This is a genomic window from Niallia sp. M35 (assembly GCF_050971705.1).
Classification (GTDB): domain Bacteria; phylum Bacillota; class Bacilli; order Bacillales; family Cytobacillaceae; genus Niallia; species Niallia circulans_A.
In genome coordinates, this window is the sequence record NZ_JBPCEP010000010.1 from 121,757 (window position 1) to 147,962 (window position 26,206).

Here is a 26,206-nt window from a genome sequence, read left to right on the forward strand (position 1 = left end):
ATGGATTCTTTTATTATAAATGAATTATGTTTTTTCAATATGATTGATTGGATAGCATAATATCGATAGGGATGCCAATACTATTAAAACTATGTAAGTGTTGGAGGTTTTCTTTAATGTCCGAATCAAATCTAAAACTAACATCCTCAGAAATTGCTTCTCTGTGGACATCTTATTTAAATAACTGTATGTCTAAACAGGTTCTTACTCATATGATACAACATGTGAAAGATCGGGAAATTGCAGATGCTATTCGCTTTGCTTACCGATTTGCCCAAAAACAGGAAAAACGATTTGTGAAAATCTTCCTGGAAAATAAGTTTGCCATACCACATGGCTTCACAGAAGACGATGTAAATAAAAAGGCCCCAGCTTTATTTACCGATTTCTTCTGTTTGGCCTATATTAATCAAATGGCAAAAGCAGGGTTAGTGGCATATGGGGGATTCTTATCGATGAGCACACGGAAAGATATAATCCATTTTTTTCATGAGGGACTACTGGATACTTCAAAGCTGTATCATTTAAGTACCTCTATTCTTGATAAAAAAGGATTGTTAGTCCGATCCCCCTTTACTTCCGTACCAAAAGAAGCGGATTTTATTGAGAATAGAAAGTACTTGAGTGGATTCTCTTTATTTCACAAAAAAAGATCGTTAAATGCAGTGGAAGTTTCCCATCTTTTTATGAATGCACAGACGAATAATATGGGACTTAAGATTACCTTGGCTTTCGCCCAGACTACGACGAATAAAGAAGTACAGGCTTATATGTTAAGAGGAAAAGAAATTTCACAAAAACATTTAAAAATATTTACGGATACTCTCTTAAAAGAGGGGATACAGAGTCCGAACTCTTCTGATTTTGGTATTACTGATTCTACTGTACGCACTTTTTCTGACAAGTTAATGATGTTTCATATTAGTTTATTGAGTGCCTCAGGAATTGGAAATTATGCATTAGCGGGAGGAGCCAGCCAAAGAAGTGACCTGTTACTTAATTATGATAGGCTTTCGATCGAAATTGGCCAGTATGCCAAAGATGGGGCAGATTTAATGATTGACTATAATTGGGTGGAGCAGCCACCGCCAATTATACAAACTAAGAATGATGTTACAGGGAAATAGAGAGAAAATATTTCCCTGTTATCCTTTATCTAAGCTTCCCGCTCCTCATTAAGCTTGCTGTTCTTTTTAACCTTGTGTGCGCTTTCCTCTAAGATATACATGACCGGTAATTGAGAAGTGATATTTGATTGTCCTGTATATACTTCTGTAACATAATACGCAATATTTATATCAGATATTTTCGCAAGGTGACAGTCTTTACTATTAGTAATACTAATAATATTGCAACCTTCCATTTTTAATCGATTTGCAAGATGAATGGTATAATCTGTTTCACCAGAAACCGATAAGATGATGGCGGTACATTTTTTCAGCTCCTTGCTGTTAATTGGATAAAAGGGATCTTTTATAAAAGTTGAAAACTTTCCTAAGCTCGAAAAGTATCTAGCTCCATACTCCGCTAAAATGCCTGAGCTTCCCGTTCCTACAAAAATTACTTTATCGGATTGACTAACCATATCCGCAGTTTCTTGGATGTAGGTTTCGAAATTTCCCTTCATGGTCCGTTCTAAGAACTCAGAAAGATAGTATTTCGTTGATTTTAGGTTTTCTTGCTTACTTTGATCTAAATATAATTTTAATTTAACCTTAAACTCAGAAAAACCATCACAGTTTAATTTTCGGCAGAATCGTAGAATACTAGATGTGGACACATGTGTTTCATCGGATAATTCTCTAATACGCATATAAATAACTTTATCGATATTTTTGGTAACATAGTTATAGAGTAGCATTTCTAAATCATTAAAGGATTGGATCATTTCATTTGTGAACAAATTTTTCCCTCCTACCCTAAATAGATTTTTCTTTATATTCCCATTATTAAAAGACAGAAAGTTTATGTGAATCGCCGATAGATGAAAAATTCGCTGTCCATAAAAATATAAATGGTTCAACTAATCATCAGTGGGGATTACTTCCTTAATCATGGTTATCTTTCCTCTATTATAAAACAGGTTGTGACTAAAATGTAACAAATTCCTTCCGAAGAAAAAAGATAGTATGTGGTTATTTTTACTTCTAATTAAATTGCAAACGCATACATTTTAAGTGGAAGGGGGTATGTAATTGCCTGAGAAAATTAGAAATTCCTTGTGGGGTCAGCTTCTGCGCCGATTGAGTAAGGGGAGCATATTATGAAAAGGACCATTCAAATGAGAATATTATACAAAAATCAATTATTGGAGGGAAGAAAATGAAGAAATTACTTTTAGTTTGTGCAGCGGGAATGTCTACTAGTTTATTAGTAAATAAAATGAAAGATGCAGCAAAAGAAAAAGGAATAGAGCTCGAAATTTTTGCACTGCCAGTATCAGAATGTCAAAAAGTCGCACATGAAGTGGATGTCGTTTTATTAGGTCCACAAGTGCGTTACCAAAAACCACAGGTAGAGGAGATCATTGCGGGGAGAGTTCCAGTAGAAGTAATTGATATGAGAGCATATGGAATGATGAATGGCAAAGCAGTATTAGAAAGAGCATTAGAATTAATGGCATAAATCAATCAGCAACTTGCACCTAAAGAAGCCTGCAAAAATAGTTTTCCAATGTAAAAATAACATATTTATTTAGGGGGAATTATAATGGGTTTTATGGCGGCCTTTGAAAAGTTTGCGGAGAAAACGTTAGTGCCAGTTGCAGCAAAATTAAATTCACAAAGGCATATCGTTGCTATCCGCGATGCATTTATTCTATCTTTTCCTATTACGCTTGCAGGTTCATTAATTGTATTGCTCAATTTTGCTGTCTTAGCACCAGACGGATTCATCGCCAAGATCTTATTCTTGCATAAATTATTTCCCAATTTAGCTGATTTACAAGCGGTTTTTTCTCCTGTGCTAAATGGCTCTGTTAATATTTTATCTATGTTTATCGTCTTCCTTGTTGCTAGAAATATGGCTATTTCACTCAAAGCAGATGAATTATTAAGTGGGCTGACAGGTCTTTCTGTATTTTTCATTATTTATCCACCATATACCAATGTAGAAGGAACCAACTTTTTAACAACTCAATGGGTTGGAGCACAAGGACTATTTGTTGCTTTAATTGTGGGATTATTAGTTGGTGAGCTTTTTAGTAGATTATCTAGGTCCAAAAAATTGCAAATAAACATGCCTGATTCTGTACCTCCGGCTGTTTCTCGTTCTTTTAAAGTATTATTTCCTATTATAATTATTACTGTGGTGTTCGCTATTGCAAACGCTTTAATAAATGCGGTTTATCCAGAAGGCTTACATGGATTTATTTACGCAGTGATTCAAACTCCATTGAAGAGTTTAGGCACCAATATTGTATCTTTAGTTATTTTAGCGATAGTTTCCAACCTATTATGGGTTTTTGGAATCCATGGCCCGAATACCATTGCTGCTATACGGGAAGCAATGTTTGCAGAAGCAGGCTTAGAAAATCTTAACTTCGTCGCAGAGCACGGTACAGCTTGGGGAGCGCCATATCCTGTAACTTGGGCAATTAATGATGCTTTTGCAAACTATGGTGGTTCTGGGATGACGCTGGGATTGCTTATTGCTATCTTTATTGTAGCAAAAAGGCAGGATTACAGAGATATCGGAAAACTTTCGCTTGCACCAGGGATATTTAATATAAATGAGCCAATTATTTTTGGTTTACCAGTTGTATTAAATCCAATTTTAATTGTGCCATTTATTCTTGTTCCAGCCATAAATATTATTATTGGATATGTTGCGATTGTATCAGGATTGATTCCGCCAATTGCGTATTCCGTTCCATGGACTACACCAGGACCGCTGATTGCTTTCCTTGGAACAGGTGGAAATTATATTGCGCTATTGCTTGGTTTTGTTTGCTTGGCTGTTTCTACACTGGTGTATATACCATTCGTTATGGCAGCAAATAAAGCAAACGCCGTAAGTTATGGAGGGGAGAAAAAGTGATTCGGCTGCTTCTGCTTAAAGTGATAGAAAAATGAATCAATATACTATTCAATTTTTCTGTGGACAAATAAATTATGTCCGGGATGTTTTTGAAAATTACCAGGATGATTACATCACAACTAGCATAAAGGTTATTAACAAGATTAAAGCGGAGCTAGTAGTTGTTACATCTTTATCAGCGGAGCTTGCCATACGCCATGTAGAGAAAATATTTCAGCAGTCTAAATATGGTTGTGCGCTCCATTTTCATACGACCATAACAGAAGGATAATCAATAGAAAATGTCAAACAAGGGGTACTCCTTTAAGGAGTATCCCTTGCTATACTTTCGAGTTAGTTAATAGTATTTTTTATGATAGTATGTAAAGGCTACGAAAGAATGGAATTTTAATACTAGGTAAAATCTGCATCTTTCTTTTTAGCTCGTATTACCTTATAATTATTTTAACTTTATTTTTAAGCAGGGGGAGATTTCGATGAGTGAAGTCTCTTTCTGTTTGTTTGCGATTTTACAAATAAGCAATGGATTTTTACTATTGACACAATTGGTGTATAGTTATTAATAGATAATTTTTAGAAGGAATAGGGTGTTGAACAATGAGTGAATATCGAGTATTACTTTATTATAAATATGTACCGATTGAAAATCCGGAGGAATTAACCAAAGAGCATTTAGCTTTTTGTAAAGAACTAGGATTATTAGGTCGAATTCTAATTTCCCACGAGGGGATTAATGGAACAGTTTCTGGTACGGTAGAGCAAACAGACAAGTATATCGAAGCAATGAGACAGGATCCGCGTTTCAGCGATACTATTTTCAAAATTGATGAAGCAGATGGACATGCTTTTAAGAAAATGCATGTTCGTCATAAAAAAGAATTAGTTAACTTAAGCTTAGAGGACGATGTAGATCCACTTAAATTAACTGGTAAACACTTAAAGCCAGCAGAATTTTATGAGAAAATGCAAGATCCTGAAACAATTGTTATTGATGCTCGTAATGATTATGAATATGATCTTGGTCATTTCCGAGGTGCGATTAAGCCAGAAATTGAAACATTTAGAGAACTGCCACAATGGATAAAAGAAAATAAAGATAAACTAGAAGGTAAAAAGATTCTTACTTACTGTACTGGTGGAGTAAGATGTGAGAAATTCTCTGGCTGGCTAATGAAAGAGGGCTTTGAAGATGTAAGCCAATTAGATGGTGGAATTGTGACTTACGGAAAAGACCCAGAAGTACAAGGAGAGCTTTGGGATGGTCAATGCTACGTATTCGACCAAAGAATTAGTGTGCCAGTCAATCAAAAAGAACATGTGATTGTAGGACGTGACTTCTTTACTGGGGAGCCATGTGAAAGATATGTAAACTGTGCAAACCCAGAGTGTAACCGTAAAATGCTTTGCAGTGAAGAAAATGAAGAGAAATATATGAGAAGCTGCAGCCATGAGTGCCGCACCCATCCAAGAAACTTCTATGTAAAGCAACATGGACTAACACAAGAGCAAGTGGAAGTAAGAGTAAAAGAAATTGCTCAATGGGAAGAAGAAAGCAAAGTAATGTAATAATAGGAAAGGCTGTCCGTTTGCGGGCGGCCTTTTTTAGTTTGACAGAGGTTTGGCTGATAAAATGGGGTTTTGGCTGATAAGTGCACCAGTTTGGCTGAAAAAACCGGAGTTTGGCTGATAAGTGCACCAGTTTGGCTGAAAAAACCGGAGTTTGGCTGATAAGTGCACCAGTTTGGCTGAAAAAATCAAAGATTGGCTGATAAGTGCACCAGTTTGGCTGAAAAAATCAAATTTTGGCTGATATCTACTCCAGTTTGGCTGATAAAAGGAAAACTTGATTGATAAAGCAATAGTCTTCTGCTAATAAAAATGAAAAGAGGCTAATATCCCACGTATTTATGCGATATTAACCTCATTTCCCCACTTCATATTCATTGCAGACAAACCAAGTTTGTCTGCAACGTTTCAAAATTGCTAATTTGATGTGTACTCTAGCACAATCCTTTTCTTACAATTCGAATGTTTCACCTAGTTCTAATACTTTCCCTTTCAAACCAAGTTCTTCAAGCTTAGTTACAAATGCTTTAGCGTCTTGCTCAATTACAGGGAATGTATTGTAGTGGATGGGAATAATTAGTTTTGCTTGATACCATTCAGCCGCTTGCAGCGCATCCTCGGGTCCCATTGTAAAATGGTCTCCAATTGGTAGAAAGACAACATCTAATGGGTGTCGATCTCCAATCATCTTCATATCACTGAAAAGTCCAGTGTCTCCGGCATGATGGATGGTTTTCCCTTCTGCCTCAATAATATATCCACCTGGCATTCCGCCATATAAGATATTTTTATTTTCCTCATCAATAATCCCGGAACTGTGGAATGCATGCGTCATTTTTGCTTTAGCAAAGCCTAGATCGACTGTTCCGCCGATATTCATACCAATTGTTTCTACACCTTGCCAGGACATATAAGCAGCTAATTCAGGGTTAGCAACAACTGAAGCATTATTTGCTTTGGCGATTGGTGCCGCATCGAGAATATGATCCATATGTGCATGTGTCAGTAAAACAGCATCCACTTTCACTTCTTCTACTTTTGTAACAGCAGAAGGGTTGCCACTAATAAACGGGTCAATAATTAAAGACTTTCCTTCTGTACTAATTTCAATAGTGGATTGACCATGATAAGTAATTTTCATGCAAAATCATCTCCTTAAAATTCCACATAGGTGGATTATTGTCCATTTTAGATTAAAGCAGAGAAAGGAAAAATACCAAATGATATGCTTGTCTATTTCTCTGAAATCAGTATTGACACTAACCTGTAAGGGAATGCGCAAAGACGAGAAAGGCTATTGTTGTTTCGGCTGACATAAAGCTAGCATAATAAAAGAAATAATGGTGATGGTTATTACCCAAATCCAAGCCATTCTCATATTGCCAGTTTCGATGGCGACATAAATAGCGGTAGGTAGTGTCTGTGTTTTTCCTGGGATATTACCGGCAAACATCAAAGTTGCACCAAATTCTCCTAATCCTCTGGCAAAGCTAAGGATGCTTCCAGATATAAGCGAGTGGGAGGCTAGTGGAATAGAAATAGATGTTAAAATTTTCCACTCGTTTGCCCCATCGACACGTGCTGCCTCTTCAATCGAGCGATCAATCTGAATAAACCCAGCCTTTGCCGATTGATACATTAAAGGAAAAGACACAATAAATGCTGCAATTACCGCAGCCCACCATGTAAAAATAATTGGTTGTTGAAAAAGCCATTCGATTCCTTTTCCAATGATACTATTGCGCCCAAAGACAACGAGCAATAAAAAGCCAGTAACTGTTGGGGGAAGAACGATTGGCAGTAACAAACAGGTTTCTAGCAATACCTTTCCTTTAAATTTTTTTCTCGCTAATAAAGCGGCAAGAATTATTCCCGAAACAATGACGCAGACAGTGGCGATGAGTGATACTTGCAAGGAAAGAGAAATGGGAGGCCAAAAGTTACTCCAATCCTCTTTAGTTAACAATAAATCCATTTTCTTTAAAAACCTCTAAACTAATGGGTGTTTGCAAATAGTCATAAAAAACTTTAGCTGCCTGATAATGCTTACTGTCTTTGATGATGCCAAGAGGGTAAACAATGGGAGAATGACTTGCTTCATCCGCAATTGCTGCTACCTGAACAGCATCAGAAGTCTTTGCGTCGGTTCCATAAACAATGCCTGCTGCTACATTATTTGTTTCTACATAAGATAGAACTTGGCGCACATCCTTTGCAGGAACGATATTTTCTTGGACCTTTTCCCATATATGCAGGGATTGCAGTGTTTCTTTTGCATAATTTCCTGCTGGAACGGATTTGGGTATACCGATAGCGATTTTTTCTTTATCCAATGTTTCTAAATCTGCAAAGTTATTGATAGTAGTGTCAGACTGTTTATTGGTGATTAATACTAAATTATTCTTAACTAAGTTCGTATGATCGGATTCACTAATGAAGCCACCCTTTATTAAAAGGGCCAGCTTATCCTCTGCTGCAGAAAGAAATAAATCGACTGGAGCTCCCTGGGAAATTTGCTGCTGCAATGCTCCAGATGAACCAAAATTAAAAGTTAGGGTAATATCTGGATCCTCCTTTTCGAATTTCTCCTTGATTGACTCTAACGCATCTTGCATGCTGGCAGCAGCAGAGATGGTTATGGAAATAGGTTCTTGTTTAGATGCTGCTGATTGCCCTTGATTGTTGCTGCAAGAAGCTAAAATCAATATCGTAATCAAGAGCATAATAGGTTGGAAGTGTTTTTTCATCATGCCTCTCCTTTTTGCCAAACCTCCATTAGGGTTTTCTGTTCTTGTTTATTCAAAGTGGATAATGGCTTTCTACAAATACCTGCTTCTATGTTGCTTTCAGATAATAGATATTTAATAGCACGCAGTGCACCTATTTCTAGAATAGTATGTATCGTTGGTAGCAATTTGGAGAACTGTTTTTTCGCCAATTCCCATTTTTGTGATTTTATCAATTGAACAATTTGTTGTATTTCCTGCGGGAAAATATTTCCTATTATACTAGTAATTCCATCATATCCGTTGCGCAAATGGTCTAAAAGGTATAAATCTGTACCGGTTAAGACCGAGAAGGATGAACCAAGCTCTTTTTGGAGGATAAGAGCATTGTCGGGATTTCCAGCTTCCTTTAACCCTTTTATTTGGGGATGTTTCTCTACTAAACGATAGAGAGTATTTAATTCCAGGTTAAATCCAGTACGGGAAGGATTATTGTAAAGCAAGATGGGTAAATTGGTAACTGCGCAAACTTGTTCAACATATGCTGCAGCTTCTTTTTGATTAATACGTAAATAAGGAGGAAAGCCAAGCATTATTCCATCTAATCCTTCTTTTTGAGCAGCTTCCGCCAGTCGAATGGTATCTGTCGTTCTTACAGCAGCAACTCCACCAATGAGAAGAAAAGCATCTTTCCCTGCGGACTTTACCTCCCGATAGAGAATCTGTCTTTCTTCGATTGTCATGGAATGCTGTTCCCCTGTTGATCCACTAATAAGCAGTGCCGGGACATGATTCTGTTTATAGTAATCTATTAATGAATAGATGCCGGTTTGCGAAAGCTTTTCCCTTTGATCAAAGGGGGTTACCATTGCAACACTATATGAAACAAATGGATTTTGTGTAATCATTTTCCTAACTCCTTTCAAAATAGATTATACTTAAACTATTCAGATAATGGTACAGAAAGCTGTCTAATGAAGTCTTTCTATCAATTTATCTTTTTCTTGGGATGAAATCAATATGAAGTGGGGAAGGGAGTAGAAGTTTTATGATGAGAGTGGCACTTAATTTTGCAATTATGCTGGAGCAAGTGAAAGCAAAGGGATTTAAGGAAGAGGCGGTTAGCAAAGCTCTCGAAACAGAAGATTTTGCGTTCTTTCAGAACTGTGGAAATGGCTTGCCAGATTGGCAGACGCTTTTCTCCTATTATAAAGACAATAAAGCTAGCGTCAAAGCGATTATGCAAGATGATTATGAAATAACCTTTTTGACTAAGGGAACGTTAAAAAGGCTTATACTATTGAAATATCAATTAGTAGAGGGAAGAGACTATGAGGACTGCGGCGAATCAATTGGAACTATTACATTGCCGAAGGAATCCTTTCAGCAATTTACAAAGATATTAGCCAAAAACTGGACTATTGTCGTATTGGAAGAAAATCAAGACAATGTTATCTTTGATGTAAAGTTATTTGTAATCGATTAAATGAAAATGGGACAAGTGGTTGTTATTTTTACATAAAATCTTTCTTTATATATATAGAAGGAGGTAAAGATAACATATAGGCAAAAGAGGCTAATGAAGATTAGTCCCTTTTTTTACAACAAAAACAGAACATATGTTCCTTTTTGGGAGGTCGAAAGGATGAAAGAATGCCGTTCTTCTCAATCAGAAGCTTTTACCGCATTTTTAGAGGAAAATAAATCATTATTAAGCAATCCAATTGTAAAGAGTTTTTTGCAGAAAAAGGACAATGTTCACCTGTTAAAAAAAGCGCTAGAATGTCCGACAAAGGAAAATAAAGAAAAGGTGGATGAATCTTTTAAAAAGCATTTCTTTACCATTCGGTTTACTTCGTATATCACTTCTTCGATGGAGTACAGTACCATAAATTTTAATAAAAACTTATCCATGTATCAAAAACGATTTCCATTAATACTGACCGAGAAGGAAGAGGGAGGAGAAAAGGATATTAATCTAAATGATAAAGAGGCTGAAATAGAAGCAATAGTCGAGAAGGAGGCACTATGGTCTGAGATGGAGGAATATATTTCAAATAAAACAATCTATTCAGCCGTTCTGAGCTTGACTTCTTCCCAACGTAAGATCCTTACCTATGCCTATCTTTATAAATTTACGGATACAGAAATTGCCCGGAGAATTCGAACGTCTCAACAATATGTTTCAAAAACAAGAAAAGTGGCTTTAAAACGTATTCTTTCATTTATCAATAATAAGGAGGAAGGTAGATGGAATTAGTAGATATGACGCAATGGATGACAATGATTAGCAATTTTGGTTTTCCGCTAACTTTATCTTTATTTGTTCTGCTAAGATTAGATAAAAAAATGGATCAGCTACTGAAGGAATGGAAGGAAACTCAGGAAAACGAGCGAAAGGAAAAGGAAAAATGACCGATATGTATACGATGGTAAAAAGGGCAAAGGCAGATCCGGAAATGCTCCATGAGCTAATAAAGTTGTTCGAACCAAAGGTAAATAAATTAACAAAAAGAACAAGCCCAAATGATAGGACAGATCTTTCACAAGAGCTGAAATTAATGCTTATACAATCTACCTATCAATATGACCTAGACAGTATTCCAGGCTTTTGGGAATTTAAAGATAAGCATAATAGAGAATGACAGCTATTAAAAAATCCGAGTCCAACAAGTGACAAGCAGCATGCAGAGTTGGACCGGATTTTTACCATACGCATTACACATTCCTATTTAATAAGCTAAGCGTAATTTCAAAAAGACGGTTTTTGTAATCCCCATCAGGTAATTTATTTAGTTGTTTAATTGCTTTCTCTGTATATTTTTTAGCAAGGAGCTCTGCTTTTTCTACTCCTTTATATTTAGCGATAAGTTTAGAAAGCTGTGCCAGATCTTCGTCAGTCAAGGCTTCTTTTTTATCTAATATAGGAATCAGCTCATGCGGATTTGCTTGGATTGCATAGATAAGTGGTAAATTATAGTGACCTTGTTTAATATCTGCCATCACAGGCTTTCCTAATGTTTGGGAATTTCCTTTATAATCGAGAATATCGTCCATTATTTGAAAAGCCATCCCAATATAATGCCCCATATTCCAAGCATTCATGGCGAGTGGTCTGCTTGCTTCACTTTCAACCGCACCAGAATAGCAGCTTACGGCAAAAAGCTGGGCTGTTTTTCCGGATACTCTTGCTAAATATTTTTTCACCGTAACAGTAGATTGGTATCGAGCGTTTAATTGATCTAATTCCCCACTTAAGATTTTTTCCATGCTTCGGGCATTAAATTCTAAATGGGAAAGAGATGTTGCGTACTTAGATAAAATGGTAAAACAAACACAGAATAAATAATCACCCGCATAGATGGCAAACTTATTTCCATTATGAGTATGAATGGTTGGAATGTTATGTCGTGTTGGCGATTCATCAATAACATCGTCATGAATCAGCGTCGCCATATGCAAGGTTTCCAACGCTGCTGCCACTGCTATTGCACGATTTTTATCTTTAGACGGACCTATTTGTGAACAAAGTAGGGAATAGGCAGGTCTAAGTAGCTTGCCACCGGAATAAATTAAATCCTTAATCGTTTTTTCAACTACTTTATCACGAACACGAATATTGCTTTCAATTAATTGAAGTACTTTTGACAAGTCATTTTTTAATTCTGGATACGTATCCCACATTTGATGTACACGCATAGTTTAACCTCTTTCCTATCTAGATTCGTTTATTTCCGATAAATCTCTATAAAACTGTAGTTTTTCTACATGTGTGATTAAATAGTTGGCGAGTATTCCTATTGCTATTCCTGATAGGATACCGATAAAAGATAGAATAGGTAAATATAAGAATACAGTCCATGTTTGCGCAACAAAGCTTGCAATGGCTAATTGACCAATATTATGAAAAATGGCTCCAGTTGTACTAACACCAATTAAGCTAATTCGTTTTGTTCCAAGTTGCTTTACACCCCACATGCCGATAAAGCTTAAAAGGGCTCCACTGGCACTATACATAAAAGTAGAAAGTGTCCCTCCTAATAAGGTGGCGAGACAGAGCCGAATTGCGACCACTTTAAAGGCATCTTTTGTGGGAAGTGTATATAAGGCTAAGCAGGTGATAATATTTGCTAATCCAAGCTTCGCTCCTGGAGCAAATGCAAAGGGAAATGGGATAGCCCGTTCTAATAAGCTGATAATTACCGCTTGGGAAGCAAGCAGTGCTATATATACAAGGCGTTGATTTTTTGTCATCTTCTCAACTTCCATTCTTGCGATTTAATTATTACCATAAGTAAGTTGGTTGTAGGTTAAATAAATACTGATTCCTATTAATCAGTATAGGGCAAAAAAGAATGAAGTATGGTAGATTCTTTATTCTATGACTAATCTTATTGTTAAATAGATTGATTGGAACAAGCATCCTAAAGTGGAAGACAATCTATTGATTTAAAAGTTTAAGGTTTAAGAAAAGATCAAAGAATATAAATCCACTAGCTTCTTTTTTCTCCTTTACTGATTCAAAAGCTGCTAGAAACAGGGGGCTTTAATTCCCTATGTTTCTAGCAAATCTTTTATTATTTATAGTCTTTATAGATCGCTCGTTCTTTACCATACCACCAGTCGCCCAATTTTCTTTGAAGGAAAGGAACAACCCAATAATCTAATCCAAATGTACGACCAGACCCATTCATTAAAGCAATAGAAGCTGGCAATGCCCAAACTTTATCCCAGCCAAGCATTGCAGTAAGTGTAAACATTACTAGGAATCCAGCACTTGCAGCATTTGCTAACCATGTGAATAAACCGGCAAGAATGGCTAATCCAATTGCTAACTCAATAAATATCATCATTTTTTGCATAAATAGTGCGACTTCTGGAGTTGGAAGCATAATTTTCATAATCCACTCAAACCAGAATGGCATTTTATTTAATATCGGGGTTGCAAAGTCAGTAGAAGTAGCAGCTTCACTTGCCCCACTTGTAGCAGTTTGCAGCCACTCAAAAGGCATTTTGACACTTGTAGCAGTTAACCATGAATCGTCTCCAAGACCATTAAATAAGTTTGGAACCTTTGACCAGCTGGAAATAGAATCTTTCCATGTCGATTCTCCCCAAAGCTTCGCACATGCTTCTACAATCCAGAAGCCTGCGACAAATACGCGTAAAGGTAAGCTCCAAAGAACATTGCCGTAGCGGGTTAAGAAATCACGGAAAATATTACGTTTATCTTTTGTGTGGAAAAATTCATGCATCACATATTGGTACATATAATAGCCGCTTCTAATACCAAAGAAATAATATAGATTAACCATATGCTTCATGAAATTTGCAAACCAGCCGCTTAAATGCATGCCGCTTAAATTTGCAACACCGTATCTTGCTCCGATAGAAACCATAACCCCATGGTATTTACCTTCATATTTTTCTTTTTCACCGCCGCTGATTTCTGCAATAATATTCTTTGCTGCAGTCATAGCAGTTTGTTCGGCCGCTTCTACAATTTGTGGAGTTGGTTTTCCAGGCTCTTCTTCAAAATAGGCTAAGTCACCGACTACATAGACATCTTTATAGTCTTCAGATTCCATATGAGCATTAACTTTTAAGCGGCCTGCTCTTCCAGCTGACATGCCGTAATCTTTTGTATCCGAATTAGCGCGAACTCCTGCTGTCCAAATAAGAGTGTAAGTTGGAAGCTCTTCGCCTGATTTTAATACGATAGCGTCTTCTTTTACTTCGACGATTGGGGAGCTTTTTAAGATTTTAACTCCCTTTTTTACCATATAGCTTTCTGCTTTATCGGCATCTCTGCGTTCTAGCATATTTAATATAGTAGGAGCAGCTTCAACCACATATAAAGTAATATCCTCTGCATCTAGCTTATTGTCTTTTGCTAATCTTTCTTTCCATTCAATCAGTTCCCCAACCATTTCGATTCCTGTGAAGCCTGAACCACATACAGTAAAGGTAAGCATTGCCTTTCTTGTTGCTTCATCATGAACATGAGCAGCTTTACGAACAATTTTTTCAATATGTTCTCTTAGTTTAACAGCATCTTCCCAAGACCAAAGGGTAAAGCCATTTTCTTGTACTCCGGGCGTACCAAAGTCATTTGGTTCGCCACCCATTCCTAGGATGAGATAATCGAAGGCAAATTGGCCGTGTTCAGTTGTAACTACTTTACTTTGATAATCAACATGTTTCACATTGTCTGTAACCAAATTAACCTTTGTACGATTAAATAAACGACGTAAATCAAATTGAATAGCATCTGGTTCTACTCTATGCGCAGCAACCTCATGTAATTCAGTCATCATTGTATGATAGGAATGTCTATCTATAAGTGTAATGGAAACCGAATCATCTTTTTTATACTTTTTAGCAAGCTTTTTTGCGGCATGAACCCCCGCATAACCTGCTCCGATTATGACAATATTTTTCTTGTCCATTCTTCCTATTCACTCCCTTAATTGTTAAATGCTTATTTGTGAAGTTTTGAACAATTTTAATATAACAATGTGGTTTTTATCTGTCTATGGACTTCATAGAATGTCTACAATTTAAAATTTTGATTGTTCACATTTTAGAAACATTTATAAATAGCGGATTTTTGTCATAAATTCTCCATATTTAAAGGAGCTGCTGATAAACACTATTAAGACAATGATTATTGCGTAAATCAGCTATTTTATAGGGTTTTGTCCACCAAAAAGTCGATAGACAGTGGCAGAAAGCAATGATAAAATGACGGTGTTATAAATGTGAATAAATTCACATGGTCAAGAATTTAAACACTTGTTTGTATTTAAAGACATGATAAAACAATTGAAATGTGATATTCATAGAAGGGATGATTTTAATGAATAAATTCAAATTCGCTATGATTCTTTTTCTTTCCCTCCTTTTATTAATAGGATGTGGAAAACAAAAGGAATCGGACGAAATGGTAAATAGTAATCCGTATAAAAGAACGGAATTTTTAATGGGGACAGTTGTCACGATTAAAATCTATGATAAAGACAAGGAAGCTGTATTGGATAAAGCATTTGATCGAATAGAGTTATTGGCAAGCCAAATCACAGTAAATGAAGATGGGTCGATTGTTGATGAAATAAATGAAAATGCTGGTCGGAATCCAGTTCAGGTCCCAGAAGATATTTACCGTTTAGTGAAAGCTGGTAAAGAATATAGTGGGTACTCAGGAGGGGACTTTGATATAACGATTGGACCATTAACTAATTTATGGCATATTGGATTCCCGGACGAGAAAAAGCCAACACAATCAGAAATTAATGCTGTTCTACCATTGATCAACTATACAAAGATAGAATTAAATGAAGACAAGCAAACGGTATTTTTGCCGGAACAAGGAATGATGCTGGATTTAGGGGGAATTGCCAAAGGGTTTATTACAGACGAAGTTATAAAAGTATTAAATGATAATAAGGTAGAATCTGCGATTGTTGATTTAGGAGGAAACATTTATGTAAAAGGAACAAATCCTTCTGGAAAGCCGTGGGAAGTAGGAGTTCAAGATCCATTTTCCGATAGAGGTGAAATGGTGGGGAAAATGGAGGAAACGAATACTTCGATCGTTACTTCTGGGATATATGAGCGGTATTTAGAGGTGGATGGAGTAAAATACCATCATATTCTCAGCCCTAAAAATGGCTATTCTGTCAATAATGAAGTTGCGGGTATTACGATTGTTTCTGATAAATCATTTGATGGAGACGGGTATTCAACAACCATATTTATAAAAGGGATAGAAGAAGGGTTAAAAGCGGTAGAAAAAATGGAGGGAATAGAGGCTATTTTTGTAACCAAGGATAAAAAGGTTTATTTAACTTCCGGTCTAAAAGGTAAATTTACTTTAACAAATGAGAAATTTAAATTAGCAAATGAATAAAGAGAAGAGGGAGGTCATTTGGAATGTCGATTCGTTCATTTTTAAAGTTAGTAGAAATACAAACAAAAATAGCTAGTATCTTCCCATTTTTTATTGGCATATTATTCGTATTATATCGGTATGAGGCACTTCATTGGAAAAATACACTAATATTTTTTGCCTCTATGTTGATCTTTGATTTAACAACAACGGCGATTAATAATTATATGGATTATCGAAAGGCAAATAGTGACGAATATAAGAAGGAAAAAAACGTAATAGGACAAGAGGGGATAAAGGAAAGCACCGTTATCGCAACCATATTCACCCTTTTTTTAACAGCAACGGGGCTAGGTATTTGGCTTACTGTTGAAACAGGATTATTGGTGCTTTTGATTGGATTTATCTGCTTTTGCATTGGCATCCTCTATACCTTTGGACCAATTCCTTTATCAAGAATGCCTTTAGGAGAAGTTTTTTCTGGTGTAACAATGGGATTTGGGATCGTTTTCCTTACGGTCTATGTCAATGCGTTTGATTATGGGATTGCGTCCTTAGTCTGGGAACAGGACATGATTTTGCTGCAAGTAAACATAATAAAAATAATCGAAATTATCATTGTATCTTTACCATGTATGTTTACGATCGCGAATCTTATGCTGGCAAACAATATTTGTGATGTAGAAGACGATATAAAAAATCATCGTTTCACTTTACCGTTTTATTTAGGAAAGAAATACTCCTTATGGCTATATAATGGCCTTTATGCGGGATCCTTTATGGCTATACTAATCTCTGTATTTTTTCACTTACTACCAGTTATCGCGTTAATTAGCTTAATTGCTATTTTACCAGTTTACAAGCATATTCGGATTTTTAACCAAATCCAAGTTAAATCTAAAACATTTAGTTTAGCAGTGAAAAATTTAATTATCGTGAATGGATGTCTAGTATTATCTTTAGCTATGTCATTTATTATTAATTAAATAAGTATATTGCTAGCGTTCTAAGCTTTTCTATGGAGGGGGGATTGGTTTTGCAAACCGTTTTGGAAGTGCAGGAATTAAGCTTTCGGTATGATAAAAAGCGTGATAAGAGTCATGTGGAAAATGTCTCCTTTCGATTAAGAGAGGGAGAATGGACAGCGCTAATTGGTCATAATGGAAGTGGGAAATCCACCTTAGCTCATTTACTTGTTGGCTTGCTTCAACCCGATGAAGGGAAAATTAAGATAAATGGAGTTAGTCAAAAGAAAGGGCAAGGTGCTCAGGGGATTGGCATTGTTTTTCAAAATCCAGAAAATCAATTCATTGGAACAACCGTAGAAGATGATGTGGCTTTCGGGCTGGAAAATATAAATATGTCTTATGAAGAAATGCATGAAAAAGTGGATCAAGCACTAACAGATGTAGATATGCTCGACTTTCGCATGGTGGATCCTTCTCAATTATCAGGTGGTCAAAAACAAAGGGTTGCAATTGCAGGAATGCTGGCATTAGAGCCCAAGGTACTTATATTGGATGAGGCCTTTGTTATGTTAGATCCAAGAAGTCGCAAGGAATTAATGGCAATTATACGCAAATTAACAAATAAGGGAATGACAATCCTATCCATTACGCATGACATGGAAGAAGCTGCACAGGCTGATAGAGTAATGGTCATGGAACAAGGGAGAATAACAAAAATTGAAAGTCCCTCTCAGTTGTTTTATACAGATTTTACCTTAGAAAAACCATTTTCAGAGAAACTCAGAGAATCTTTGAAAAATAGAGGGAGTAAGGTTCCAGATAAATATATGACAGAAGAAGAAATGGTGCGATGGATATGCAAATCGAATTAAAAGATGTATCTGCTAATTATCAAATTGGACCGATCCGTAAACCCAATGTATTAAACTCCATCAATCTTACTATTGAATCAGGTACTTTTACAGCACTCATCGGAAGAACTGGTGCAGGAAAATCAAGTCTATTAAAGATATTGAACGGCTTACTTCTTCCAACAAAAGGAAGTGTTCGTATAGGAGAGACAATGATAGAAACACCTATCCAAAAAGAGAATATCCGTAAGATTCGAAAGCAAGTGGGGATGGTGTTCCAATTTCCAGAGTCCCAATTATTTGCGGAAACAGTGGAAAAGGACATTTGTTTTGGTCCGCTTAACTTTGGCGTATCGTTGGAAGAAGCGCAAGAAAAGGCTGCACAGGTAATTGAGCTAGTGGGCTTAGAGCCGTCTATTTTATCAAAATCCCCCTTTGCTTTATCGGGAGGACAAAAAAGGCGAGTGGCGATTGCAGGAATATTAGCAATGGAGCCATCTGTACTTGTCTTAGATGAACCTGGGGCGGGGTTGGATCCGCAGGGGAAAAAGGAAATAATGTCTCTTCTAGCTACTTGGCATAAACAAGCATCTTTAACAACTATTCTCGTTACACACGATATGGAGGATGTGGCTTTATTCGCAGACCAAGTTATTTTAATGGATCAAGGAAAAATTATCAAATCGGACAAAACAAAAATGATTTTTTCAGATCCAGCTTTATTGGAAAGTTGGGGGCTGGAAATGCCACAGGCTCGGTATTATCAAATGAAAATTGAACAAGAAACAGGAATAAAATTACCAAGGGTTTGCTTAACGCTGGATGAATTAGCAGATGCTTTAGTTTCGGTGGGATTAGTATGAATAAATTAATATTAGGAAGATACTTTCCGGGAGAATCCTGGCTCCATCAGTTGGATGCTCGGGCAAAAATGATTTCTGTCCTTTTACTTATAGCTATGCTATTTATAGCAGATAATTGGATGGCCTACTTATTTTTATGGATGATTACCCTTTTCATTATGCACTTATCACAAGTCCCTTTTCGCACCTATGTACGAGGAGTCAAACCAATGATATGGCTCATTCTATTTACCGTAATATTGCAGGTACTATTTACTTCTGGCAGTAATGTATATATAGCATGGGGGCCAATTACTATTTCAGAGTATGGATTAATAAATGGAATCTTTATCTTTAGTCGTTTTGTTCTTATTGTATTTTTATCTACTGTCTTAACATTAACTACAAAACCAATCGATTTGACAGATGGAATAAATAAACTGCTATCTCCATTGCGTTTTATTAAGGTACCTGTAGATGATATTAGCATTATGTTATCTATTTCTTTGCGATTCATTCCCAATTTATTAGATGAAACACAAAAAGTGATGGATGCTCAAAAGGCAAGAGGGACGGAGTTTGGCCAAGGCTCGTTATTTCAGCAGATGAAAACATTAGTCCCAATTTTTCTTCCTTTATTTGTGAGTTCTCTGAATAGAGCCGAGGACATGGCTAATATGATGGATGTTAAAGGATACCGTGCGGGAATAAAACGCTCGGCATTTCGGAGAGTATATTGGAAGAAACAAGATACATGGTGTTTATGTAGTGTATGTTTCATTGGAGTAATTACGGTTTTATTAAGCAGATAATAAATCAGGAAAAGAAAGTGGCTGGAACAAAATATAGACGAATAATCTCTAATTTAGTGGTGAAACCAATTCGTTCCATTGTGCTACAGACACTCTATGCGCCTAATGTACAAAAATTGATTTTATTCAAGGAACGTCATAACTTTATATGGAGAATCTGCGGGCATTAATGAGCCGGGAAGCCAACGTTATCAATAGCTGCTCCTCTTCACTAGGCTATCATGCCCGCCTCTCCATATAAAGTTGGTTTTGGGGAAATATCCAAATTGTACATAGTTAAACTGCATTTCCAGACTCCTATGGGAGCTTCAATAAATTTATATGTTGGTTGTAGCATGAGATGACTTCTGTTACCTTTTTTCTCTGCTCCTCTTCCTTTTGAGCACAGAGAGCTCCTTTCTGTTAATTTCTTCCTTTTTGGTTATTTTCATATACCTGCATTCTTAAAATAAATAAAAGCCCCGAACAATTATACGAATTTTTTAATGTAAATGTATAATTGTTTGGGGTTATATTTGATTGAATACTTACGCTTCCCACCTCTGTGTTCCCCGCTTCGTTTGATAAAAAGAGTAATCCAAATCAGCTTAGCATGCTCCATTTTATGTCAACATCAATCGGAAATTTACAATCCTTTACTATTCCTTAAAATAGATTCAATGATTTATTAACATTGGAACCCTATACTAAATCTGATAGCTCAGATAGATAAAACTTTGAGGTGAAAAAACATGCAGGCTAACAGGAGTATCCATATTTTAAAAGAGATATCAATTGTACAAGCAAATAACCTTAAATCTTCTAAAAAAGTTTCCTTTTATCAAATTTTTAAAAGAATGATGGATCTCTTTATAGCAAGTATAGGTATTGTGATAACTCTCCCGTTGATTCTTCTATTTGCTATTCTCATCCGCATAGATTCACCAGGTTCTCCCTTTTATGTCCAACAAAGGGTTGGCAAGAATGGCAAATGCTTTCGCTTAATTAAATTGCGATCGATGAGAATGGATGCGGAGAAAGACGGGGAAAAATGGGCAGAGGTCAATGATCCGAGAATTACAAAAATTGGCTCATTTATAAGAAAAACAAGAATTGATGAGTTACCACAATTATTTTCTGTTTTAAAAGGTGATATGTCTATTATCGGACCACGACCGGAAAGACCTTCTTTTACGGAACAATTTAGCAAGGAAATTGATGGTTTTTCGAATAGGCTGCTTGTAAAACCAGGATTAACAGGTCTTGCACAGGTCAATGGAGGGTATGACATCACACCAAGAGAAAAGCTAAAGTACGATCTTCAATATATTAATAATGTAACATTTTCTTTGGAAATGAAAATTTTAGTAAAGACGATAAAAGTAGTGCTCACAGGAGAGGGTGCAAGGTAATTGGACTCCATAAAAGGCAAAATCAATAGTGGAGCAAAATGGACCAGTATATCGACGATTGTTATTACTCTCTTACAGATTGGGCAGTTTATTGTACTGGGAAATATCATGAGTGCAAAGGAATTCGGTATGATTGGCATGCTGACGACAATCACCATCTTTGCACAAATTTTTGTTGAATTAGGCTTAGGTGCTGCAGTCATCCAAAAACATCATGCAACAGACAGGCAGTTGTCTACCCTTTTTTGGATAAATGTTCTTTTAGGAATATTTATTTGTTTCCTTATGCAGGCAGCAAGTCCGATGATTGCAGACTATTTTCAAACAAAAGAGTTAGAGGGAAAGGTCAGATTACTATCAATTGTATTTTTGATTGCTCCTATAGGACAGCAGTCACAGTACTTAATGCAGCGAGACTTATCGTTTAAGACATTAGGAAAGATCGAAACGTTCTCAAATGTTTTTAGCTTTAGTCTCTTAATTGGACTGCTCCTATTTATAAAGCAAAATCCAATTAATGCTTATGTATGGTCACAGGTTTGCCTTTATTCCTTGAAAGGAATTCTTTTTTATATTTGTTACTCTCCAAAGTGGAGACCAAGCTTTGTGCTAGATATTAAAGATTGTAAAGAATTTTTCTCTTTTGGTGTGTATCAGCTTTTATCACGGCTCGTAAATCGATTGGGAAGCAATATGGATATGTTGTTGATTGGAAGATTTATGGGCATGGAGGCATTAGGGATTTATAACCTAGTCTATCAAATTATCACCATTCCCGTTCTTAAGTTAAATCCTATTATAACGAGAGTTGCTTTTCCAGTGTTTGCGAAAGATAAAAATAATAATCGGGCATTAGAGAGTGGTTATTTATATATGACCAAATTATTAGCAATTGTGTCGTTTCCATTGCTATTAGGGCTCTATGCTGTTGCAGATTTAGTAATCCCAATCTTCTTTGGAGAGCAATGGATGGCGGCTGTTCCTATTTTAGAAATTATGATTATAGTAGGAATTCTAAGGGTCCTTATGAATCCCAATGGGAGCATTATATTAGCAAAGGGAAAAGCAGACATTGCTTTTTATTGGGACTTAGGAGTGTTAGTTTGTTACGGGTTAGCATTATTAGCAGCAGTTCGGAGTAATCAGCTGGAAATAGTAGCATGGACATATGTAGGTGTAAGCATTCTTAATTTTATCGGTGGGAGAATCCTATTAACTAGAATGATAGGGCTTCAGCTAAAAAGTTATGTAAAAGCATTACTGCTGCCATTGATTCTTGCGGTGGTCAGCAGTGGGATTGCGTTATTGTTAAAAACGCAAATGACTTCTATTCATAATAATTTGGTTTGGGCACTTGTATGGTCTGTGTTGATAAGCGGGATTATTTATTTGCTAATGCTACATGCATTAAAACATGTAGCATTTCGAGAAGAATATCAATAAAAGGAATAAGTCAATAAGCCGAACGATAGGATGTGTATCATGAAAGTATTGTGGATAACAAGTGTATACCCTAGTGCAGATAACCCTGGAAGCGGGGTGTTTCATGAAACACAGGTAAGAGCATTATCTTCTTTAGGAGTGGAGATAACAGTTATTAATCCAGTTCCATTAAATGCTTCTTTCTTTAGAATATGGAAGAAAAAATATCGTAAAAAGAACTATCCATATTTAGAGAAAAGGCATGGTGTAAACATATATAGGCCTGTGTATAGAGCGACACCTGGTCAACTTCGCTGGTTTCAGCCAGATAAACGTATCGCAGCGTGTATTCTTAAAACCTGGAAGAAAGAGAACATAGAGGCTGACTTGATCCATGCACACTTTGCTATGCCTTCGGGAGGGGCAGCAAGAATCGTTGCCTCTAAATATAAAAAGCCTTGGCTGCTCACATTACATGGAAGTGATGTACATATTTATCCATCATTTAGTCGAAGTGCGGAGCGTATTTTTCAAAAAACAGTGAAGTCCGCAGATGAAGTTATTGCCGTAGGAGAACATCTGGCTGCTGCAGCTGAGATGAAGACTGGGAGAAAGTGTTTGCCGTTACCGCTCGGAATTGATTTATCGAAATTTACATTAAATCAGGCAGCTGCTTTGAAAGAAAGCTCTAGAAAGGAATTAGCATTGCCTGTCAATAAAAAAATCATTTTGTTTGTAGGGCGTCTTGTGAAAGAAAAGGGGATTTTTGAATTAGCGGAGGCATTAGCTTATCTTCCGGAAGACTATGTAGTGGTTTATGTGGGAGCCGGCCAAGGAAAAGAAAGGCTGCAAAAGGAAAAAACGTATAATAAACGATTATTCTTAGCAGGACAAATTCCTAATGAGAAGGTAAGCGATTATTTATCAGCATGCGATATTTTTATTTTACCATCCTATTCGGAAGGATTGCCGACAGTTGTTATAGAGGCAATGGCTTTAAAAATACCGATCATTTGCACAAGTGTCGGCGGGATACCAGATTTATTTGGAGAGTACGCCGATTTGCTGATTCAGCCTCGGTCGGTACAAGAGATTGTAACAAGAGTGAAAGAGCAAGCAGCTGATGCAGCCTTGTTTGACAAAGCTGCAGAACAATTATATCAGCGTGTTCTTGATAACTATTCTGCAGTTGATAATGCTAAAAAACTACTGAGGAATTACCAAGAATTAGCAAGTAAGTCAATTGAATCTACTAATCAATTAAATCACTTTTGGGAGGAAGCGTAATGACCAAGGTTCTTGTTACTGGTGGAGCAGGCTTTATTGGTTCACATATTGTCGAGAGTTTGTTAGATGAGGGATATGAAGTAATAGTTATCGATAATTTCTCTACTGGGAAATTTGAGAATATTAAGGATTTACCAATTAAAATATGCCCGTTTGATATAACGGATTCTCGTGTGATTGATTATATTGTCGACTTAAAACCTGATTATATTATTCATCAAGCAGCCCAAGTAAGTGTGGCAGAATCCGTTCATGACATATTACATGATGAGAATGTAAATGTAAAAGGATCATTGCATGTCATTAAAGCAGCTATTCGCGCTTCTGTACAGAAAATATTATTTGCCTCTTCTGCAGCTGTATACGGGAATCCAGTCGAGCTCCCTGTTACGACAGAACATCCAACTTTGCCAGAATCGCCTTATGGGTTAACGAAATTGACGGTTGAGAAATATTTGAAGTTAGCTTCTAAATTATATGGACTCTCCTATGGGATTTTAAGATATAGCAATGTCTATGGACCAAAGCAGGATGGTAAAGGAGAAGGCGGGGTTATCTCTATTTTTGCTGATCGTGTTTTCGAAAATAAGGCGCCAGTCATATACGGATCTGGAGAACAAACAAGAGATTTCATTTATGTAAAAGACGTTGCCAGCGCAAATTTACATGCATTAAAGCAGGTTGAAAATCTTTGCTTGAATATTTCAGCCAATAATCGAATCTCGATAAATCAACTTTGGGAAAATATAGCTGATATAAGTGAGGTATCATTAAAACCGATTTATAAAGCAGAAAGAGAAGGCGATATTCTCCATAGTATTTTATGCAATGAACAGACAATACAAAAGCTGAAATGGAAGCCACAAACCAATTTAGAATATGGATTAAGAGAAACGCTATTCTCATCCAAACAAGTTTTACAAAAGTAATCAAAAGGTAGGGAGGAAGGATTGTAGAAGTTGGGAAATAACCGTACAGTAAGCAAAACAATAGGGTTCAGCGTATTAGGTATCGGTTGTCTTACCGTTTTATATTGGACAACGATATATCAATTAACTTGGATACTTCCCATCGTATGTATATGGATTGCGATTCAAGTGGGAATATATTTGAAATCAATCATAACACTTGATCAATTATTTCAAAATGTCATGTATGTCTTATTGCTTTCCACCTTTCTTAATCAGTCCATCCTGAGTGTGAATGTTGGTGCTTTTACCGTTTTTTTATACAGAATATTGCTATTATTGGCAATCATTTTATATGTAGGCACTGCTTTGTACAAAAAAAGGATGGTACACGACTTTAACCGCAGTGGACTACCGTTTATTTGGTTGTTCTTTGGTGGATGGATTCTTTATGGAACCATTTCTATTCTTTGGTCCATTTCTATTATTGCTTCCCTTAAATACATGTCTTTATTGGTTATGGGAATAGCATTTGTCTATTTAGCGAATGTAACATTTAAAACTCGGCAACAGCTCCAGTACTTTTTGGCAGGATGGATTGGAATGACCATTTTATTAGTAGGAATAGGATTTGTGAATTATATCTTTTCTATTCAATTACCAAGTTCCGGATTATATGGTGCTTCCAGTTATAAACTGTCGTATCCGACAGCCGTTTTTTACAACCAAAATGATTTTGCTGTCTATTTAGGCATTTCTTTTTTCTTGTTTTTAGCTGTTGTAAAAAATACTAAGAGAACAATGCTGAAGGGATCTATGTTTATTTTAAGCATCTTAGTTTTCCTGCTTATCTATTTAACAGAATCACGTGCTGGATTACTGGCGCTTGCAGGAGGCGGATTAGTGTATATATTCCTGATCATTCCGAAGTGGTGGAAGAAACTAATATTGCGAATTAGTCTTGGAGTAGGGTTACTAGGAGGAATAATATTTGCTAACAGAGGATTTAGTAAAATTCAGAGTCTTATAGAGTTATCCGGACAATATGAGCTTAATGAAGTGCTACCATCAAACTTAGCGAGAATCAATCTTTTAAGAAATACGTTTTCTTATTTGCTCGATTCTTATGGATTTGGAATTGGAGCAGGAAATATTCCTTATTATCTGGAGTATAAGAGTTATTTTCCAACAGGAAATGTCTACCAAGTACATAATTGGTATGCCGAAATCGCCGGAAACTTTGGCTTAATGATTTTGCTTGGCTACTTAATGATATTGATTTATGCATTTATATCATTCTATCGAGCGTACGAAAAGACGGAAAGCGGGACAGATAAAATGTTGTTAGAGGCGTGTATGATCGGAATGGTATCATTCATTATTTCGAGTATTAGCCCCAGTTCGGTGATGAACTTATATTTTCATTGGGTGTTTCTTGGGTTTATTTTATGTACACTGTCTGTTTATAAAAATAAAAAGCTAGAATCTTAACTTTCACAGCAGTAAG

27 protein-coding genes are annotated in these 26,206 nt (G+C 36.3%); 19 read left to right on the top strand and 8 right to left on the bottom strand.

Annotated elements, in window-relative coordinates; translation table 11 throughout:
* The first annotated feature begins 116 nt into the window (after positions 1-116).
* A complete protein-coding gene (locus NiCM35_RS15340) occupies positions 117-1,127 on the top strand; it encodes a DUF3231 family protein (protein WP_433779997.1) in 1,011 nt (336 codons plus the stop codon).
* Positions 1,128-1,156: 29 nt separating this feature from the next.
* On the opposite strand, the gene NiCM35_RS15345 is transcribed toward NiCM35_RS15340, so the two are convergent.
* Entirely contained in the window at positions 1,157-1,903 is a 747-nt protein-coding gene (locus NiCM35_RS15345) for a MurR/RpiR family transcriptional regulator (RefSeq protein ID WP_095331183.1), read from the bottom strand.
* Between the two features lie 419 nt (positions 1,904-2,322).
* On the opposite strand from NiCM35_RS15345, the gene NiCM35_RS15350 reads away from it, so the two are divergent.
* The 4 genes from NiCM35_RS15350 (at position 2,323) to trhO (ending at position 5,604) form a co-directional block, all read left to right on the top strand.
* Positions 2,323-2,625, top strand: coding sequence for a PTS sugar transporter subunit IIB (locus tag NiCM35_RS15350; RefSeq protein ID WP_047944695.1), 303 nt, complete (start codon positions 2,323-2,325; stop codon positions 2,623-2,625).
* An 84-nt stretch (positions 2,626-2,709) separates the two neighbouring features.
* Positions 2,710-4,038: a PTS sugar transporter subunit IIC gene (locus NiCM35_RS15355; protein ID WP_047944690.1), complete on the top strand. Its 1,329-nt coding sequence runs from the start codon at positions 2,710-2,712 to the stop codon at positions 4,036-4,038.
* A gap of 31 nt (positions 4,039-4,069) precedes the next feature.
* Positions 4,070-4,309: a hypothetical protein gene (locus NiCM35_RS15360; protein ID WP_047944691.1), complete on the top strand. Its 240-nt coding sequence runs from the start codon at positions 4,070-4,072 to the stop codon at positions 4,307-4,309.
* A 326-nt stretch (positions 4,310-4,635) separates the two neighbouring features.
* Positions 4,636-5,604 carry an oxygen-dependent tRNA uridine(34) hydroxylase TrhO gene (gene trhO / locus NiCM35_RS15365; RefSeq protein WP_433780000.1) on the top strand — a complete coding sequence of 323 codons (969 nt, stop codon included), beginning with the start codon at positions 4,636-4,638 and terminating at the stop codon, positions 5,602-5,604.
* Positions 5,605-6,055: 451 nt separating this feature from the next.
* On the opposite strand, the gene NiCM35_RS15370 is transcribed toward trhO, so the two are convergent.
* The 4 genes from NiCM35_RS15370 to NiCM35_RS15385 all read right to left on the bottom strand — a co-directional run bounded on the left by NiCM35_RS15370 (position 6,056) and on the right by NiCM35_RS15385 (position 9,238).
* Positions 6,056-6,745 carry a metal-dependent hydrolase gene (locus tag NiCM35_RS15370; RefSeq protein ID WP_095331177.1) on the bottom strand — a complete coding sequence of 230 codons (690 nt, stop codon included), beginning with the start codon at positions 6,743-6,745 and terminating at the stop codon, positions 6,056-6,058.
* A 153-nt stretch (positions 6,746-6,898) separates the two neighbouring features.
* Positions 6,899-7,579, bottom strand: coding sequence for a molybdate ABC transporter permease subunit (gene modB / locus NiCM35_RS15375; RefSeq protein ID WP_433780002.1), 681 nt, complete (start codon positions 7,577-7,579; stop codon positions 6,899-6,901).
* Positions 7,560-8,372, bottom strand: a complete 813-nt coding sequence (gene modA / locus NiCM35_RS15380) for a molybdate ABC transporter substrate-binding protein (protein ID WP_433780004.1) — start codon at positions 8,370-8,372, stop codon at positions 7,560-7,562. Before modA ends, modB begins: the two co-directional genes overlap by 20 nt.
* Positions 8,351-9,238 carry a dihydrodipicolinate synthase family protein gene (locus tag NiCM35_RS15385; protein WP_095331171.1) on the bottom strand — a complete coding sequence of 296 codons (888 nt, stop codon included), beginning with the start codon at positions 9,236-9,238 and terminating at the stop codon, positions 8,351-8,353. Before NiCM35_RS15385 ends, modA begins: the two co-directional genes overlap by 22 nt.
* Positions 9,239-9,378: 140 nt before the next feature.
* Here NiCM35_RS15385 and NiCM35_RS15390 point away from each other — a divergent pair, with 140 nt between their 5' ends.
* The 4 genes from NiCM35_RS15390 to NiCM35_RS15405 all read left to right on the top strand — a co-directional run bounded on the left by NiCM35_RS15390 (position 9,379) and on the right by NiCM35_RS15405 (position 10,975).
* Positions 9,379-9,816 carry a hypothetical protein gene (locus NiCM35_RS15390; protein WP_095331169.1) on the top strand — a complete coding sequence of 146 codons (438 nt, stop codon included), beginning with the start codon at positions 9,379-9,381 and terminating at the stop codon, positions 9,814-9,816.
* A 159-nt stretch (positions 9,817-9,975) separates the two neighbouring features.
* Positions 9,976-10,590: a hypothetical protein gene (locus NiCM35_RS15395; RefSeq protein WP_371471070.1), complete on the top strand. Its 615-nt coding sequence runs from the start codon at positions 9,976-9,978 to the stop codon at positions 10,588-10,590.
* On the top strand, positions 10,581-10,745 hold the full coding sequence (locus NiCM35_RS15400) for a YvrJ family protein (RefSeq protein ID WP_095331165.1): 165 nt from the start codon (positions 10,581-10,583) through the stop codon (positions 10,743-10,745). Before NiCM35_RS15395 ends, NiCM35_RS15400 begins: the two co-directional genes overlap by 10 nt.
* Positions 10,742-10,975 (top strand): hypothetical protein, encoded by a 234-nt coding sequence (locus NiCM35_RS15405; RefSeq protein WP_303983879.1) that lies wholly within the window; start codon positions 10,742-10,744, stop codon positions 10,973-10,975. Before NiCM35_RS15400 ends, NiCM35_RS15405 begins: the two co-directional genes overlap by 4 nt.
* A 73-nt stretch (positions 10,976-11,048) precedes the next feature.
* Here NiCM35_RS15405 and NiCM35_RS15410 read toward each other — a convergent pair whose 3' ends face one another.
* The 3 genes from NiCM35_RS15410 to NiCM35_RS15420 form a co-directional block, all read right to left on the bottom strand.
* Positions 11,049-12,029 carry a polyprenyl synthetase family protein gene (locus NiCM35_RS15410; RefSeq protein ID WP_371471067.1) on the bottom strand — a complete coding sequence of 327 codons (981 nt, stop codon included), beginning with the start codon at positions 12,027-12,029 and terminating at the stop codon, positions 11,049-11,051.
* A 15-nt stretch (positions 12,030-12,044) separates the two neighbouring features.
* Positions 12,045-12,584: a Gx transporter family protein gene (locus NiCM35_RS15415; protein WP_095331159.1), complete on the bottom strand. Its 540-nt coding sequence runs from the start codon at positions 12,582-12,584 to the stop codon at positions 12,045-12,047.
* A 323-nt stretch (positions 12,585-12,907) separates the two neighbouring features.
* On the bottom strand, positions 12,908-14,779 hold the full coding sequence (locus NiCM35_RS15420; RefSeq protein WP_163185719.1) for an FAD-dependent oxidoreductase: 1,872 nt from the start codon (positions 14,777-14,779) through the stop codon (positions 12,908-12,910).
* A gap of 410 nt (positions 14,780-15,189) precedes the next feature.
* Here NiCM35_RS15420 and NiCM35_RS15425 point away from each other — a divergent pair, with 410 nt between their 5' ends.
* From NiCM35_RS15425 to NiCM35_RS15470, 10 genes are all read left to right on the top strand, one after another.
* Entirely contained in the window at positions 15,190-16,239 is a 1,050-nt protein-coding gene (locus NiCM35_RS15425; RefSeq protein ID WP_371471064.1) for an FAD:protein FMN transferase, read from the top strand.
* Positions 16,240-16,262: 23 nt separating this feature from the next.
* A complete protein-coding gene (gene menA / locus NiCM35_RS15430; protein ID WP_433780009.1) occupies positions 16,263-17,204 on the top strand; it encodes a 1,4-dihydroxy-2-naphthoate polyprenyltransferase in 942 nt (313 codons plus the stop codon).
* Between the two features lie 50 nt (positions 17,205-17,254).
* The gene (locus NiCM35_RS15435) at positions 17,255-18,058 is read left to right on the top strand and encodes an energy-coupling factor transporter ATPase (protein ID WP_433780011.1); all 804 of its coding nucleotides are present in this window, start codon (positions 17,255-17,257) and stop codon (positions 18,056-18,058) included.
* A complete protein-coding gene (locus NiCM35_RS15440; protein WP_433780013.1) occupies positions 18,043-18,900 on the top strand; it encodes an energy-coupling factor transporter ATPase in 858 nt (285 codons plus the stop codon). Before NiCM35_RS15435 ends, NiCM35_RS15440 begins: the two co-directional genes overlap by 16 nt.
* Positions 18,897-19,691: an energy-coupling factor transporter transmembrane component T family protein gene (locus tag NiCM35_RS15445; protein WP_371000866.1), complete on the top strand. Its 795-nt coding sequence runs from the start codon at positions 18,897-18,899 to the stop codon at positions 19,689-19,691. The genes NiCM35_RS15440 and NiCM35_RS15445 overlap by 4 nt, the downstream gene beginning before the upstream one ends.
* Positions 19,692-20,422: 731 nt before the next feature.
* Positions 20,423-21,082, top strand: coding sequence for a sugar transferase (locus NiCM35_RS15450; RefSeq protein ID WP_095331147.1), 660 nt, complete (start codon positions 20,423-20,425; stop codon positions 21,080-21,082).
* The gene (gene tuaB / locus NiCM35_RS15455; RefSeq protein ID WP_433780015.1) at positions 21,083-22,525 is read left to right on the top strand and encodes a teichuronic acid biosynthesis protein TuaB; all 1,443 of its coding nucleotides are present in this window, start codon (positions 21,083-21,085) and stop codon (positions 22,523-22,525) included.
* A gap of 39 nt (positions 22,526-22,564) precedes the next feature.
* The gene (gene tuaC / locus NiCM35_RS15460; RefSeq protein ID WP_303983859.1) at positions 22,565-23,791 is read left to right on the top strand and encodes a teichuronic acid biosynthesis protein TuaC; all 1,227 of its coding nucleotides are present in this window, start codon (positions 22,565-22,567) and stop codon (positions 23,789-23,791) included.
* Positions 23,791-24,720, top strand: a complete 930-nt coding sequence (locus NiCM35_RS15465; RefSeq protein ID WP_433780017.1) for an NAD-dependent epimerase/dehydratase family protein — start codon at positions 23,791-23,793, stop codon at positions 24,718-24,720. Before tuaC ends, NiCM35_RS15465 begins: the two co-directional genes overlap by 1 nt.
* Before the next feature lie 30 nt (positions 24,721-24,750).
* On the top strand, positions 24,751-26,190 hold the full coding sequence (locus NiCM35_RS15470; protein ID WP_433780019.1) for an O-antigen ligase family protein: 1,440 nt from the start codon (positions 24,751-24,753) through the stop codon (positions 26,188-26,190).
* Positions 26,191-26,206: the final 16 nt, after the last annotated feature.

Excerpts from the sequence above, each read along its gene's own strand:
- NiCM35_RS15465 (WP_433780017.1), top strand. The coding sequence starts at position 23,791 with ATGACCAAGGTTCTTGTTACTGGTGGAGCAGGCTTTATTGGTTCACAT.
- NiCM35_RS15370 (WP_095331177.1), bottom strand. The coding sequence starts at position 6,745 with ATGAAAATTACTTATCATGGTCAATCCACTATTGAAATTAGTACAGAA.
- NiCM35_RS15355 (WP_047944690.1), top strand. The coding sequence starts at position 2,710 with ATGGGTTTTATGGCGGCCTTTGAAAAGTTTGCGGAGAAAACGTTAGTG.
- NiCM35_RS15415 (WP_095331159.1), bottom strand. The coding sequence starts at position 12,584 with ATGACAAAAAATCAACGCCTTGTATATATAGCACTGCTTGCTTCCCAA.
- menA (WP_433780009.1), top strand. The coding sequence starts at position 16,263 with ATGTCGATTCGTTCATTTTTAAAGTTAGTAGAAATACAAACAAAAATA.
- NiCM35_RS15340 (WP_433779997.1), top strand. The coding sequence starts at position 117 with ATGTCCGAATCAAATCTAAAACTAACATCCTCAGAAATTGCTTCTCTG.
- modB (WP_433780002.1), bottom strand. The coding sequence starts at position 7,579 with ATGGATTTATTGTTAACTAAAGAGGATTGGAGTAACTTTTGGCCTCCC.
- NiCM35_RS15360 (WP_047944691.1), top strand. The coding sequence starts at position 4,070 with ATGAATCAATATACTATTCAATTTTTCTGTGGACAAATAAATTATGTC.
- NiCM35_RS15420 (WP_163185719.1), bottom strand. The coding sequence starts at position 14,779 with ATGGACAAGAAAAATATTGTCATAATCGGAGCAGGTTATGCGGGGGTT.
- NiCM35_RS15395 (WP_371471070.1), top strand. The coding sequence starts at position 9,976 with ATGAAAGAATGCCGTTCTTCTCAATCAGAAGCTTTTACCGCATTTTTA.
- NiCM35_RS15445 (WP_371000866.1), top strand. The coding sequence starts at position 18,897 with ATGAATAAATTAATATTAGGAAGATACTTTCCGGGAGAATCCTGGCTC.
- NiCM35_RS15450 (WP_095331147.1), top strand. The coding sequence starts at position 20,423 with ATGCAGGCTAACAGGAGTATCCATATTTTAAAAGAGATATCAATTGTA.
- NiCM35_RS15390 (WP_095331169.1), top strand. The coding sequence starts at position 9,379 with ATGATGAGAGTGGCACTTAATTTTGCAATTATGCTGGAGCAAGTGAAA.
- NiCM35_RS15410 (WP_371471067.1), bottom strand. The coding sequence starts at position 12,029 with ATGCGTGTACATCAAATGTGGGATACGTATCCAGAATTAAAAAATGAC.
- NiCM35_RS15405 (WP_303983879.1), top strand. The coding sequence starts at position 10,742 with ATGACCGATATGTATACGATGGTAAAAAGGGCAAAGGCAGATCCGGAA.
- NiCM35_RS15400 (WP_095331165.1), top strand. The coding sequence starts at position 10,581 with ATGGAATTAGTAGATATGACGCAATGGATGACAATGATTAGCAATTTT.
- NiCM35_RS15425 (WP_371471064.1), top strand. The coding sequence starts at position 15,190 with ATGAATAAATTCAAATTCGCTATGATTCTTTTTCTTTCCCTCCTTTTA.
- NiCM35_RS15350 (WP_047944695.1), top strand. The coding sequence starts at position 2,323 with ATGAAGAAATTACTTTTAGTTTGTGCAGCGGGAATGTCTACTAGTTTA.
- trhO (WP_433780000.1), top strand. The coding sequence starts at position 4,636 with ATGAGTGAATATCGAGTATTACTTTATTATAAATATGTACCGATTGAA.
- tuaC (WP_303983859.1), top strand. The coding sequence starts at position 22,565 with ATGAAAGTATTGTGGATAACAAGTGTATACCCTAGTGCAGATAACCCT.
- NiCM35_RS15440 (WP_433780013.1), top strand. The coding sequence starts at position 18,043 with ATGCAAATCGAATTAAAAGATGTATCTGCTAATTATCAAATTGGACCG.
- NiCM35_RS15385 (WP_095331171.1), bottom strand. The coding sequence starts at position 9,238 with ATGATTACACAAAATCCATTTGTTTCATATAGTGTTGCAATGGTAACC.